This is a genomic window from Streptomyces sp. NBC_00258, from assembly GCF_036182465.1.
In the GTDB taxonomy this organism is placed as follows: Bacteria; Actinomycetota; Actinomycetes; order Streptomycetales; family Streptomycetaceae; genus Streptomyces.
Genome location: NZ_CP108081.1, coordinates 6,026,794 through 6,038,808 on the forward strand (window position 1 = coordinate 6,026,794; position 12,015 = coordinate 6,038,808).

13 protein-coding genes are annotated in these 12,015 nt (G+C 69.1%); 6 read left to right on the forward strand and 7 right to left on the reverse strand.

All coding sequences use genetic code 11. The features are described 5' to 3' along the window. The first annotated feature begins 241 nt into the window (after window positions 1-241). Complete coding sequence (locus tag OG718_RS26760) at window positions 242-1,795, forward strand: FAD-binding oxidoreductase (RefSeq protein WP_328845365.1); 1,554 nt, start codon at window positions 242-244, stop codon at window positions 1,793-1,795. Window positions 1,796-1,929: 134 nt separating this feature from the next. Here OG718_RS26760 and OG718_RS26765 read toward each other — a convergent pair whose 3' ends face one another. From OG718_RS26765 to OG718_RS26785, 5 genes are all read right to left on the reverse strand, one after another. Next, window positions 1,930-2,631, reverse strand: a complete 702-nt coding sequence (locus tag OG718_RS26765; protein WP_328845366.1) for a phosphatase PAP2 family protein — start codon at window positions 2,629-2,631, stop codon at window positions 1,930-1,932. A 183-nt stretch (window positions 2,632-2,814) separates the two neighbouring features. Further along, entirely contained in the window at window positions 2,815-3,822 is a 1,008-nt protein-coding gene (locus tag OG718_RS26770) for a C40 family peptidase (RefSeq protein ID WP_328845367.1), read from the reverse strand. Between the two features lie 36 nt (window positions 3,823-3,858). Next, window positions 3,859-5,595: a serine/threonine-protein kinase gene (locus tag OG718_RS26775; RefSeq protein WP_328845368.1), complete on the reverse strand. Its 1,737-nt coding sequence runs from the start codon at window positions 5,593-5,595 to the stop codon at window positions 3,859-3,861. Window positions 5,596-5,617: 22 nt separating this feature from the next. Further along, on the reverse strand, window positions 5,618-6,361 hold the full coding sequence (locus tag OG718_RS26780; protein ID WP_328845369.1) for a trypsin-like serine peptidase: 744 nt from the start codon (window positions 6,359-6,361) through the stop codon (window positions 5,618-5,620). 68 nt (window positions 6,362-6,429) lie between these two features. Next, complete coding sequence (locus OG718_RS26785; RefSeq protein ID WP_328845370.1) at window positions 6,430-6,852, reverse strand: ATP-binding protein; 423 nt, start codon at window positions 6,850-6,852, stop codon at window positions 6,430-6,432. Window positions 6,853-7,050: 198 nt separating this feature from the next. On the opposite strand from OG718_RS26785, the gene OG718_RS26790 reads away from it, so the two are divergent. From OG718_RS26790 to OG718_RS26800, 3 genes are read left to right on the forward strand one after another with little or no spacing between them, the layout of a single operon-like run. Beyond that, the gene (locus tag OG718_RS26790; RefSeq protein ID WP_186001254.1) at window positions 7,051-7,896 is read left to right on the forward strand and encodes a helix-turn-helix domain-containing protein; all 846 of its coding nucleotides are present in this window, start codon (window positions 7,051-7,053) and stop codon (window positions 7,894-7,896) included. A 9-nt stretch (window positions 7,897-7,905) separates the two neighbouring features. Continuing rightward, on the forward strand, window positions 7,906-8,094 hold the full coding sequence (locus tag OG718_RS26795; protein ID WP_143639406.1) for a DUF397 domain-containing protein: 189 nt from the start codon (window positions 7,906-7,908) through the stop codon (window positions 8,092-8,094). Beyond that, complete coding sequence (locus tag OG718_RS26800; protein WP_328845371.1) at window positions 8,087-8,332, forward strand: DUF397 domain-containing protein; 246 nt, start codon at window positions 8,087-8,089, stop codon at window positions 8,330-8,332. The genes OG718_RS26795 and OG718_RS26800 overlap by 8 nt, the downstream gene beginning before the upstream one ends. A 7-nt stretch (window positions 8,333-8,339) precedes the next feature. On the opposite strand, the gene OG718_RS26805 is transcribed toward OG718_RS26800, so the two are convergent. Then, window positions 8,340-8,990, reverse strand: coding sequence for an SRPBCC family protein (locus tag OG718_RS26805; RefSeq protein WP_328845372.1), 651 nt, complete (start codon window positions 8,988-8,990; stop codon window positions 8,340-8,342). After that, complete coding sequence (locus tag OG718_RS26810; RefSeq protein WP_143639400.1) at window positions 8,987-9,370, reverse strand: ArsR/SmtB family transcription factor; 384 nt, start codon at window positions 9,368-9,370, stop codon at window positions 8,987-8,989. Before OG718_RS26810 ends, OG718_RS26805 begins: the two co-directional genes overlap by 4 nt. Window positions 9,371-9,726: 356 nt before the next feature. On the opposite strand from OG718_RS26810, the gene OG718_RS26815 reads away from it, so the two are divergent. Continuing rightward, the gene (locus OG718_RS26815; RefSeq protein ID WP_328847836.1) at window positions 9,727-11,061 is read left to right on the forward strand and encodes a S53 family peptidase; all 1,335 of its coding nucleotides are present in this window, start codon (window positions 9,727-9,729) and stop codon (window positions 11,059-11,061) included. A 576-nt stretch (window positions 11,062-11,637) separates the two neighbouring features. After that, on the forward strand, window positions 11,638-11,946 hold the full coding sequence (locus OG718_RS26820) for a hypothetical protein (protein ID WP_055613376.1): 309 nt from the start codon (window positions 11,638-11,640) through the stop codon (window positions 11,944-11,946). Window positions 11,947-12,015: the final 69 nt, after the last annotated feature.

Consider the following 12,015-nt stretch of genomic DNA (forward strand, 5'->3'; position numbering starts at 1 on the left):
AGAACACGTGAGGGTCCCGACTTCCGGAACCCCCTCCTTCGGAAGCATCACTCCCCTCTTCCGGCCGCTCCTCACCCCTCCCTCCCCTCCTCTCACCCCTCCACCCGCCCCGCACGCTCCGGCTCCCCATGGCCGAAAGTCGGCGGTCCCGAGCAGTCGCAAACGCGATTCCCGGGACCCGCCCGTGGAACCCGCCGGACCGTGGACCCGTCTCGTTCCACGGGAACAACGGGAGGCGCACATGCAACGGCGTACGTTCATAGGTGGCGGCGCCGCGCTCGCGGCGACGGCGGTTTCGGCCGCGTGCACCGGCGGGGGTTCCGGGCCGCGGGCGGGTGGGGAGGCCCGTACGTCCGGTACGCCACTGAAGACGACGAGCACCGCAGCCGCGGCCGGCCTGAAGGCCCTGGCCCACGATCTGGACGGCCCTCTGGTCCGCCCCGGCGAGGCCAACTGGGCGGCGGCCCGCCAGCTCTACAACACCCGCTTCGACTCGCTCAGGCCGACGGCCGTCGCGTACGTCGCCCACGCCGAGGACATCCGTACGACGCTCGCGTACGCCCGGGCCCACGACGTCCCCGTCTCGATCCGCAACGGCGGCCACTCGTACGCGGGCTGGTCCTCGGGCGACGGCCGTCTGATCGTCGACGTCTCGAAGCTCTCCAAGGTCCGGGCCTCCGGCGACGAGGCCGTGGTCGGCGCGGGCGCCAAGCTGATCGACGTCTACCGCGCGCTGGCGGCGAAGGGCGTCACGATCCCGGCCGGTTCCTGCCCGACGGTCGGCGTCTCGGGCCTGACGCTGGGCGGCGGCCACGGCGTCGTGTCGAGGGCGTACGGCCTGACGTGCGACAGCCTCACCCGGGCGACGCTGCTGACGGCGGACGGAAAGCAGCTCACCGCGAGCGCGACCGAGAACAAGGACCTCTTCTGGGCCCTGCGCGGCGCGGGCAACGGCAACTTCGGCGTCGTCACCGAGCTCCGCTTCAGGACACACCCGGCCCCGCAGGGCGTCTCGGCGTTCATGTCCTGGCCGTGGTCCAGGGCCGCCGCCGTCCTCAGGGCCTGGCAGGAGTGGGGCCCCGACCAGCCCGACGAGATCTGGTCCTCGTGCCACTTCGAGAACGCGGCCGGCGGCACCCCCACGGTCTCGGTCTCCGCCTTCTCCCTGGGCACGTACGGCGAACTCCAGAACGCGGTGGACCGCCTCGCCGACCGCATCGGCGCCTCCGCCCGCAGCGTCTCCCTCAAGCGCCGCTCCTACGAGGAGTCGATGGAGGTGTACGCGGGCTGCTCGACCTTCCCGGAGAACGCCCAGTGCCACCTCCCGGGCGCGACACCGGGCCGCTCCCCCCAGGGCGCACTGGGCCGCGAGACCTACGCGGGCCGCTCGGACTTCTTCGACCGCTCTATCTCGGCGGCGGGCATCCGGACCCTGCTCTCCCAGATATCGGGGGTCCGCGGAGGCACGGGCAGCATCGCCCTGACAGCCCTGGGCGGCGCAATCAACAGAGTCGACCCCACGGCAACGGCCTTCGTCCACCGCCGCTCCCGCATGCTGGCCCAGTACATCGCCGCGTGGCGCCCGGGAACCTCCGGCACGACATCCAACTCCTGGCTGACCGAGGCCCACACGGCGATGAAGCCCCACGCCTCGGGCGCGGCCTACCAGAACTACACGGACCCAACCCTCACCGACTGGCGCAAGGCGTACTACGGCCAGGCGGCCCCCCGCCTGAAGACACTGAAGAAGAAGTACGACCCAAAGGACTTCTTCAAGTTCCCACAGTCGCTGTAGGGCACGGGCTGGCCGGGGGCGCCCCTTCAGGGGCGCGGGGAACGGCGCAATCTTTTGTCCTTCAGGGGCGCGGGGAACTGCGCGACCAGCCCCCACCGGGCGCGCACCCGGCAACGAACGCCAGAAGCCCCCACCTACGCCGCCAGATCCCGTTCCTCCGCCTCAACCTCACTCCGAGCCCCGGGAATCACTTTCCCCCGCTCCCCGGAGGCACCGCGCGCCCGAACCAACCACCCCACCCGGGGCGACCTCTCCACCGCAGCCACAACCGGCGTCAGCAAAGCCATCGCAAGCGGCGAAAGCAGCAGAACCACCGCGGTCCCGAGCGCAAAGCCACCGATCACATCCGTCGGATAGTGCACGCCCATATAAACCCGGCAGAACCCGCCGAACAGACCCAGCACTATCCCCACGAGCCCGAACTTCCGATTCGCGACGAACAGCCCGACCCCCATCGCCATCATGAGAGTCGCGTGATCGCTCACGAACGAATAGTCGCTCTTGCCGCCGATAAGAACATCCAGCCCGTCATGGTCGACAAAGGGCCGAGGTCGCTCAACAAATCCCCGTATCGGCACATTCACGAGTACGGCGACGCCGGCGGCGAGCGGCGCCCAGATCAGCGCGGCGACGGACGAGGCGGCGTCCTCCCCGCCCCGCTTCCGCACGGTGAGCCAGCACCAGAGCACCAGCATCACCATGGCGAGCAGGAGCCCCCACTCGCCCACGAACTCCATGACGCGGTCGAACCAGTGCGGCGCGTCTTTGGCGAGACCATTGATGTCGTACAGCAGGTCGACGTCAGGGTTCGAACCGGATTCGGCGAGTCCAGCCATGGTGCAACGGCCCCTTCGTCATCTTCTTCCCGACGCACCCATCGGGTGCGGCGCGCCATCAACCCCCGTCGTCGGCTACGAGAACAGGAACGCACACTCCCCTTCCATACGTTCCACCCTCCACCGAATGATCACTCAGACGTTATCGAAGAGAGATACATCGCCGCAGCTCAGGGGAGGGTTTCACACAGAGGTGGGCAACGCTTTCGCGCCATCTTCGGTGACCCGGGTCGCCCCGAAGTAGTCGGGGGTGTCGATCGGGTCGAACCGGATCACGGCACCCGCCCGGGGCGCGTTGATCATGTACCCGCCGCCCACGTAGATCCCCACGTGCCGGATGGCCCGGGAGTTGGTGAGGTCGTCCGAGAAGAACACCAGATCCCCGGGCAGCAGCTCGTCCCGGCTCGGGTGCGGCCCGGCGTTGTACTGGTCGTTGGCGACCCGGGGCAGGGTGATCCCCACACTCTCGTACGAGGCCTTGGTCAGCCCCGAACAGTCGAAACGTCCGCCCTGGTCAGCGGTACCGTTCCCACCCCAGAGATACAGCGTCCCCAGTTTCTTCTGCGCGTAGTAAATGGCCCCGGCGGCTTGCTCGGAGGGGTCGACACGGGTGACCGGAGCGGCGAAGCTCTCCTCCAGTGTCGTGATCGTCTTCACGTAGTTCTGCGTTTCCTTGTACGGCGGTACGCCCCCGTACTTGATGACGGCGTACGCCCCCGCGTTGTATGCGGCGAGCATGTTCTTCGTCGGGTCGCCGGGCGCGTCCTTCACGTACTTCGCGAGTGTGCAGTCGTACTTCGCGGCCGATGGAATCGCGTCATTCGGATCCCATACGTCGCGGTCGCCGTCACCGTCACCGTCGATTCCGTGCGTCGCCCACGTTCCCGGGATGAATTGCGCTATCCCCTGCGCGGCGGCCGGGCTCTTGGCGTTGGGATTGAACCCGCTCTCCTGATAGAGCTGCGCGGCGAGAAGCGCGGGATTGATGGCGGTGCACAGATTGCCCCACTTCTGCACGAGCGCCTGGTACGCGGCCGGTACGGCCCCTTTGGCCAGGCCACGGGCCCCCTGCCCCACGCCGTTGCCGAGGTTGCCGGCGACCATGTAGACCCCGACGACCAGCACCATGACGAAGCTGAGCCCCGCCCCCGCTGCGACGGTCACCACGATCCACGCCTTACGCACCGTCAACCGCCCTCCGCAGCTCCGTAATTAGCCCACGTCAGTCTAGGAGCTTCCCACCCTGAAGCCGGTGCAACCGATGCTTTCGTAGTCGGTGGGGCTCCCCTTGACGTGGTAGAAGACCACGGTCCAGTCACCGGGGTCGTTGGCGACGGGGATCGCGTCCCAGGTCTGGCCCGCCGCGTGTTCCTGGAAGTCGTCGGGGTACGTGAGCTCGACGTACGCGCCGGTCCGCCAGTGTCGGTAGATGTCCACCGGCTTGCTGGTGTAGCCGATCGTCTTGTTCTCGGCCATCACGTCCTCGTACGGCCTGCCCGTATCGGGGTCGATGTCGTGGGGCGGCTTCACACCGACCGAGACGTGGTACGGCTCGGGTGCCTTGTTGTTCAGTTCCGCGTACTTGAACCGGAACAGGATCTTCGCCTTCCCGCTCACGTCGGCGCGTGTGAGCTCGTCCACGTCACCCGCGCTGTACTGGAGTTCCTTGGGCGGATCAACCGCACCGACCTGTACGCACTCACCGATGCCGTGTGCCGCCTCGTCCGGTTCGTCGGAGAGCGTCCAGACGTCGCGGGAGATCTTGTTGTCCTCGATGAACGTCGGAACCTTCTGCGCCCCGGCACCCGCCGACGCCGACGGCGAAGCCCCCGATCCACCGCTTCCCCGCTCGTTCCCCTGGTCGTCGGGCAGCATCTGCCAGGCCACGACCGACGCGGCCACCAGAACCACGGCACCCGCGATCCCGGCCACCACGGGCGCACGGCGCCTGCGGGCGGGCGCCGACGAAGGCACGGCCGTCGGGACGTATCCGGGCCCCACGGTCGGCACGTATCCCGGCCCGACCGTGGGCCGATACGCGGGCGGAGTCGCCGCCCCGTGCCCGGCGGGGACCAGCCCGGCGGCGACGGCCGCCGGGAGGTCGGGCGGCGCGGTGTCGCCGGTGCCGGCCAGCGGACGGTAGAAGGGGTCGTCGGCGAGCGCGGCGGAGACGGCGCAGCGGGCGATGACGGTGTCGAGACCGGGTCGTTCGGCGGGGTCCTTCGCGACGCACTCCCGGATCAGCGCGGCCAGCCCCGGCTCGATTCCGGTCACGTCGATGTCCTCGTGCACGGCCCGGTAGGAGACGGCGTGCGCGTGTCCCGCCCCGAAGGGCGCCCTCCCGGTCGCCGCGTACGCGATCGTCGCGCCCAGCGCGAACACGTCCGCCGCCGAGCCCACCTGATTGTTCTTCAGCACCTCGGGCGCGGTGAAGCCGGGCGTGCCCGGGGTGAACCCGGTCTGGGTGAGCGCCGTGTCCGCCGTACCCCGCGCGATGCCGAAGTCGATGAGCAGCGGCCCCTGCGGGGAGAGGATCACGTTCTGCGGTTTGAGGTCCCGGTGCGTCACGCCGTACCCGTGGACACTCGCGAGGGCCTCGGCAAGAGCCGCGAACAGCCGTCGCGCGCTGTCCGCGGGAAACGGCCCCCGCTCGGCCACCGCCCCACCGAGCGTCGGCCCCGACACATACTCCGTGGCGAGCCAGTAGGGCGCGGCGTCCAGCGACGCGTCGATCAGGTTCGCCGTGTACGCGCTCCGCACCGCCCGAGCCGTCTCCACCTCGCGCCGGAACCGCGCCAGCGCCTCGGGATGGTCGGTGATCTCGTCCCGGATGACCTTGATCGCCACGAGCCGCCCACCGGGCGACCGCCCGAGGTACACCTGCCCCATCCCGCCCGCCCCCAGCCGGGCGAGCAACGTGTACGCGCCTATGTGGGCAGGGTCCCGCTCTCTGAGTGCCTCCACCCAACTGACCTTTTCACACGGGTCACTTCGCTGCCTCCCCGTACAACGCGGCGGCCTCGCCCCCAAGAACAACGCTGTACGACACGTCATCGGTGGTACCGCCCTGCTGGAACCCACCCAGCACCCCCACGACCCGCCCCTCCGCGTCGATCCACGGACTCCCGCTCGTGCCCCCGCTGTACCCCGGACACTCGATGCGCTGCTGACTGTCGCCGTACGCCGTGGAGATGTTCGTGCACCACACGGGCGCCTCCCGCGCCCTGGGATACCCGACAACGGTCACGGCCCGCCCCACCGGACTACGCCCCCGCCCGGCAACCAGCCGATTGCCCCCGACGACATCCTCAATCTCCTCCCCACCTCGGGAGACAAGCCGAGCGAACGCCACATCGCTGTCCTCGTCCTGCCGCCCCTTCCACCCGTCACCGACATACGTCCGCGCCACGGCCCACTCCCCGTACGGCGCCTTCCCCTCCCGATAACCAGGCACGAACTCGATGCCCCCGCTCCCACTCCCGGTCAGACAGTGCGCGGCAGTGACGATGAGATCCCGCCCCTCGCTGTGCACGACGGACGCGGTGCAGTAGTGCGCCCCACCCCTGACAAGCACTCCGACCCGCGCGTTCCCGGCACTCACGGGAGCCGTCACGGTGACGCCGAGCGGCTCGGGCGTACGCACCCGCCCATGCGCCGCCGCCACGGGAACCGACCCGGTGGCCAGCAGCGCGACGGCAACGAGGAGGGGGAGACGGACGGGGCGCTTCATCGGAGGAAGCCTTGCCGGGCGGGGTGAGAGGAATCCTCACCCCTGCCTGAGAATCCCGTATGAACCGGTCAGCGCCCCGATTCGGCACACTCGGCCCACAGCAGCTTCCCGCCCCGGTCTCCGCCCAGCGCGTACGCGCCCCACGTGTCCGCGCACGCCCGTACGAGGTGCAGCCCGCGCCCGTTCTCGGACGTGTCCGGCGGTACGGCACCGGGGGCGTCGAAGCCCCGCGGGACGGTCGGGTCGGAGTCCCACACGCCGATCCGCAGCCGCCCGGACTCGGCGGCGCGCAGGCGAAGGGCGTACGGACCGTTGGTATGGAGATGGGCGTTGGCGAGCAGCTCGGCGGCGAGCAGCTCCGCCGTGGGGGCGAGCCGGGCGAGGTCGTGCGCGGCAAGAACCGTGCGCAGGGTCGCACGGGCGATGCCCGGAGCGCGGGGATCGTGCGGGAGCTGAAGGGTGTAGGCCCAGGACGGGGATACGGTGGCCATCGGAAGTCTCCGATCACGGAGGGGAGTTGGACGGTTGCTCAGTGACCGCGGTCGCTCCGTCGAGCGGGGTACTTCTGAGCGGGGCGCCTGACAATCAAGGTAGCGGCAATAGTTATATTCTTCACCGGATAGCGGTGAAGAATAAGTACAACCATCCGTGTGGGTGACTTGCAGCACGGAAGATCGAGGAGCATCGCCGTGCGGACCAACCCGACGGGACGTCAACTCCGGCTCGGGGCCGAGCTGCGCAAGTTGCGCGAACAAGCAGGCCTGACCTCAACGGCGGCTGCTCAGCTCCTCGGCATGCCGCAAGCACAGGTCAGCAACATGGAGACCGGCCGGCTCGGTGTCAGTGCAGAGCGCGTACGCACTTTGGCCTGCCAGTACGAGTGCTCAGACAAGGCCCTGGTGGAAGCCATCGCAGGGATGGTTGGTGGCCGCAAGCGCGGCTGGTGGGAGACGTACCGCGAGATCCTGCCCAGCCCGCTGCTCGACCTGGCCGAACTGGAGCACAACTCCCAGTCGTTCCGCACGACCCTCACTGCACGCATTCCCGGCCTGCTCCAGACCGTCGACCATGCTCGTGAAATCTTCCGGCACGCAGTCACGGAGCTTTCCCCACCGGACATCGAGCACCGTGTCTCGTTCCGCATCAAGCGCCAGGCCGTGCTGTATCGGGACGACCCCACTCCCTACGAGGCGATCATTCACGAGGCGGCTCTGCGGATGAAGATCGGCGGGCCCTCCGTGTCCCGACAGCAGCTCAAGCATCTGCTCGACGCGAGCGAGCGGGAGCACATCACCCTGCGCGCCATCACTTTCGAGGTCGGCGCCTACCCCGGATCGGGCCAGTCCATCTTCTACGCGCACGGCCCGGTACCGGAGCTCGACACCGTGCACCTGGACCAGTCTCACGGCCTCACGTTCCTGGACGCCGAGGCCCAACTGCGCAAGTACCGGAACCTCTTCGAGAAGTTGAACGGCGTCGCTCTCTCACCCGGCAAGACCCGCGACCTGATCCACGCCGTGATCCACGACCTCTAAGGAACTCCCGTGACTCCGCACACCTGGCAGAAGTCGTCCTACTGCTCCGAGGGCGACTCATGCATACACACGGCCTCCACGGCCGAAGCCATCCACCTCACCGAGAGCGGCGACCCCACCCACTCCATACTCGGGGCCACCCCCCAGGCCTTCGCCGCCCTCATCCGCGTACTCAAAGAGAACCCGACCCATGTCTGACATCCCCGCGGACCTCATCTGGGAACGCGCCGCCCCGCCGGAGGCGACCGGCCCTGGCCCCTGGATCGAGCTCGCCTTCGGCGACAACGACCTCGTCTACATCCGCGAGACCAGCGACCCGGAGACGGTCGTCACGACGACCCAGAAGAAGTGGGACGCCTTCGTACTCGGCGTACAGGCAGGCGAGTTCGACCACTTCGTGGAGGGCGTGGAGGGCGTGGGGAACGGGTCACCCTAGACCGACGTCAGTCCGATTCGGTATCGCCATCGGCGTCGACCTCGGCCCCGGTGTACGCCGCAGTCGTCCGGTCGGCCCGCGCCCGTGCGACCTCCTCCGCCTCACCGTCGGAGACACTCGCCGCGTACCAGCCCTCGCTGCTCAGGGTGACGAACCGGAGGCCCTCCTCGGTGCCGAACCAGGCCATGGCCTCCTCGGGGTTCACGGCCTCGCCGGAGGACAGATGCAGGGTGAGGCCGATGAGGGCCATGTCCCAGCCGACGCCGACGGCTCCGGGGCCGAACTGGGCCCACTTCTGGTCGTCGTCGGGCGCGATGTGGTCGAGTTCGAAGCGCGTACCGCCGTCCGCCTCGGGGATGAGCCGGAGCTCGATCCAGGTGACGTCCCCGGCGAACTCCCAGGTCGCGGTGAAGCCCCGCGGCGGGTCGCAGCTCTCGACGGTGCCGTTGGCGTTGCCCTGCAGCTGGTACTTGCCGCCGACGCGGAGGTCGCCGGTGACGGGCAGGAACCAGCGCGGGATGCGCTCGGGGTTGGTGCAGGCGTCCCAGAGGTCCTCGACGGTCGAGTCGTACGTCTGGCTCAGGGTCACCACATGGCCTTCGCCGGCCTCGATGACACGGCGCCGCACGGCGTTGATCTGGTGGTTGACGTCGATCACGGGGTGCTCCTCTGCTGTACGGGTTCGTCGCCGGGGCCGTCGGCGGACTCACGGAGCCGGCGCTCGCGCTTGCCCCGGGCCAGTTCGGTGGCCAGGGCGTCCAGGTGGGGGGTCCAGAAGTGCCGGAAGCGGGCCAGCCACGCGTCGATGTCGCGCAACGGGTCGGAGTTGACCGCGTAGAGCCGCCGGGTCCCCTCCGGCCGGACCGTGGCGAAGCCGTTCTCCCGCAGCACCTTCAGATGCTGCGAGACGCCCGGCTGCGATATGCCGAACTCCTCCCTCATGACCTCCGAGACGGCCCCGGAGCTCATCTCACCGTCGGCGAGCAGCTCAAGGATCCGGCGGCGTACGGGATCCCCGAGTACGTCGAATGCGTGCACGACACCAACGTATCACCGCTCACTTATATAAGCGCAAGCGAATGAAGGCACCGCTTGTCATTCCTGTGAGCCGGGTCAAGCCACAGCCAGCCCCTGGCCATCGCACAGCCATTGATCAGTAAGGCGGGCGCCGGGTTCGGTAAGGCGGAAGTCAGGATTCCGGGACGCGCCTTGTTGTCACGTACCCAACAAGGGATGGTCGTCCGCGGGCCGCTTGATCCTTTCGACCCAGGCCCTCCGCCGGGGACACCGCACCGGCGACACCGCACCCGCACCGCCCCGGTCAACCACGCCCAGGAGGCTGTCCGTTGCGTTCCACGACCCCCCACACCCCGTCCGGCGGACCCGCCGGATCCATCAGAAGATCCACCGACACGCCTTCCAACAGGCCCTCCGTACGCGGCCGATGGAGCCGCATCGGATCCGCCGCGGTCGCCGCCACCGCACTCGTCCTCGCCGGACTGGCCACAACCGGCCAGGCGACCGCGGCTCCCGCACCCGCCACCACCACCGCCAAGCCGTCGGCCGGCAAGGTGACATGGACCCGGGCGTGCGCCACGCCCACGAAGGGCCGGATGGCCTGCAAGGCGCTGCGCGTCACCGGCGGCACGACCGCCTTCCAGAAGGCCGAGGCGAGGACGGACGGCGTCACACCGAAGGCCGCGGACGCCTCCACCCCCTCCGGCTACGGCCCGAGCGACCTCCAGGACGCGTACGGCCTGACGTCCGCCGCCGCCTCCAAGGGCTCCGGCGAGACCATCGCGATCGTGGACGCGTACGACGACCCGAACGCCGCGGCGGACCTCGCCAAGTACCGCTCGTACTACGGCCTTTCCTCGTGCACCACGGCCAACGGCTGCTTCAAGAAGGTCGGTCAGACCGGCTCCACGACCTCCCTCCCCACCGCCGACAGCGGCTGGGCCGAGGAGATCTCCCTCGACCTGGACATGGCGAGCGCGACCTGCCCCAACTGCAACATCCTGCTGGTCGAGGCCAAGTCGTCCTCCATGGCCGACCTCGGCACAGCCGTGAACAGGGCGGTCACACTCGGCGCGAAGTTCGTGTCCAACAGCTACGGCGGCGGCGAGTCGTCCTCCGACGCCTCCTACGACACCTCGTACTTCAAGCACCCGGGCGTCGCGATCACGGTCAGCGCGGGCGACAGCGGCTACGGCGCCGAGTACCCGGCGGCCTCCCAGTACGTGACCGCGGTCGGCGGCACCGCCCTCTCCTCCGACTCCTCCTCCCGCGGCTGGAGCGAGAAGGTCTGGTCGACCAGCAGCACCGAAGGCACCGGCTCGGGCTGCTCCGCGTACGACACGAAGCCGTCCTGGCAGACGGACACGGGCTGCACCAAGCGAGCGATCGCGGACGTCTCGGCGGTCGCCGACCCGGCCACGGGCGTCTCGGTCTACGACTCCTACGGCGTCACGGCCGGCTGGTACACCTTCGGCGGTACGAGCGCCTCGGCCCCGATCATCGCGGGCGTGTACGCCCTCGCCGGCACCCCCTCCACCAGCTCCTACCCGGCGAAGTTCCCGTACGCGGCAGCCGGCACCTCCGCCCTCAACGACGTGACCAGCGGCAGCAACGGCACCTGCACCACGAGCTACCTCTGCACGGCCAGGTCGGGCTACGACGGCCCGACGGGCCTGGGCACACCTGAGGGACTCTCGGCCTTCACCGGCTGACGGCCACTCAACCGACGGAACAGCGGGCCGGGGCTCATCGACCCCCGGCCCGTTGCCATGCCCGGACCATCGCCGTGCCCGGCCCTTTGCCATGGCCTGCGGGTGACACCCCGCCACATCCCCACGCCCCGACCCGGGATAGCCTTCCCCCAGCGCAAAACGGACGGCGTCTACTCACCAGGAGACGTACGACCCGGAGAACATCGGCACGACGGACCGGCGCACATGGGACGGGGTCGGGCTCGATGGGCGGGCGGAGTCGGTCACCGCCCGAAGTGAGCCGGATAAGAGGGGCTAACGACGGAACCACACCTCAGGTTCCGGTTCGACTTCCGGTTCCACTTCATTGCCCGGCGTGACCTGCCGTGATACACAGAGTGACGATATGCCTCCTTGTATACCGACCCCCGCTCCCGTCAGGGCCCCGCGAGGGCCGGTGACAGGGGATCCGTACGAAACCCGCCAATCAATGACGCCAAGTCGACATGCGACAGCGTCATTGTCGGCGACAATGGCCCTGACCTCTGCGCAGAGTGGCAGGGGGTGCAGAACAACCCACAAGGGGCGGTGACTTACATGCTTTTCGCAGCCGAAAAGGGCGACATCAACACCATCATCGGCGGGATTGCCCCGGACTGGGGCCCCTTCGGCAGCCTGGGCAACGAGGCGCGGGTGATGATCGAGGTCGTGATGGCGGTCGCCATCCTGCTGTGCCTCGGTATCGCGATCTGGGGCGCGGCGAAGCAACGCATCGGCGCGACGGCCCTCCGCGACACGTTCAGTGCCGAACAAGGCAAGGGCCTCATCGTCGCGGGTCTCACCGGGGTCTTCATCATCGGTTCCCTCGGCACCGTCTTCACCATCGTGTACGGCATGGCCGTCTAGGCGGCCGCCGGCTCGGCGTCCTCAGACCCGGCCGGGCACGCCCGGTCTCCCTCTACCCACCCGTCCGTC

What these genes read in the sequence shown, in the direction of transcription:
- OG718_RS26760 (WP_328845365.1), top strand. Translation starts at nt 242, where the DNA reads ATGCAACGGCGTACGTTCATAGGTGGCGGCGCCGCGCTCGCGGCGACG.
- OG718_RS26820 (WP_055613376.1), top strand. Translation starts at nt 11,638, where the DNA reads ATGCTTTTCGCAGCCGAAAAGGGCGACATCAACACCATCATCGGCGGG.
- OG718_RS26800 (WP_328845371.1), top strand. Translation starts at nt 8,087, where the DNA reads ATGTCTGACATCCCCGCGGACCTCATCTGGGAACGCGCCGCCCCGCCG.
- OG718_RS26780 (WP_328845369.1), bottom strand. Translation starts at nt 6,361, where the DNA reads ATGAAGCGCCCCGTCCGTCTCCCCCTCCTCGTTGCCGTCGCGCTGCTG.
- OG718_RS26765 (WP_328845366.1), bottom strand. Translation starts at nt 2,631, where the DNA reads ATGGCTGGACTCGCCGAATCCGGTTCGAACCCTGACGTCGACCTGCTG.
- OG718_RS26785 (WP_328845370.1), bottom strand. Translation starts at nt 6,852, where the DNA reads ATGGCCACCGTATCCCCGTCCTGGGCCTACACCCTTCAGCTCCCGCAC.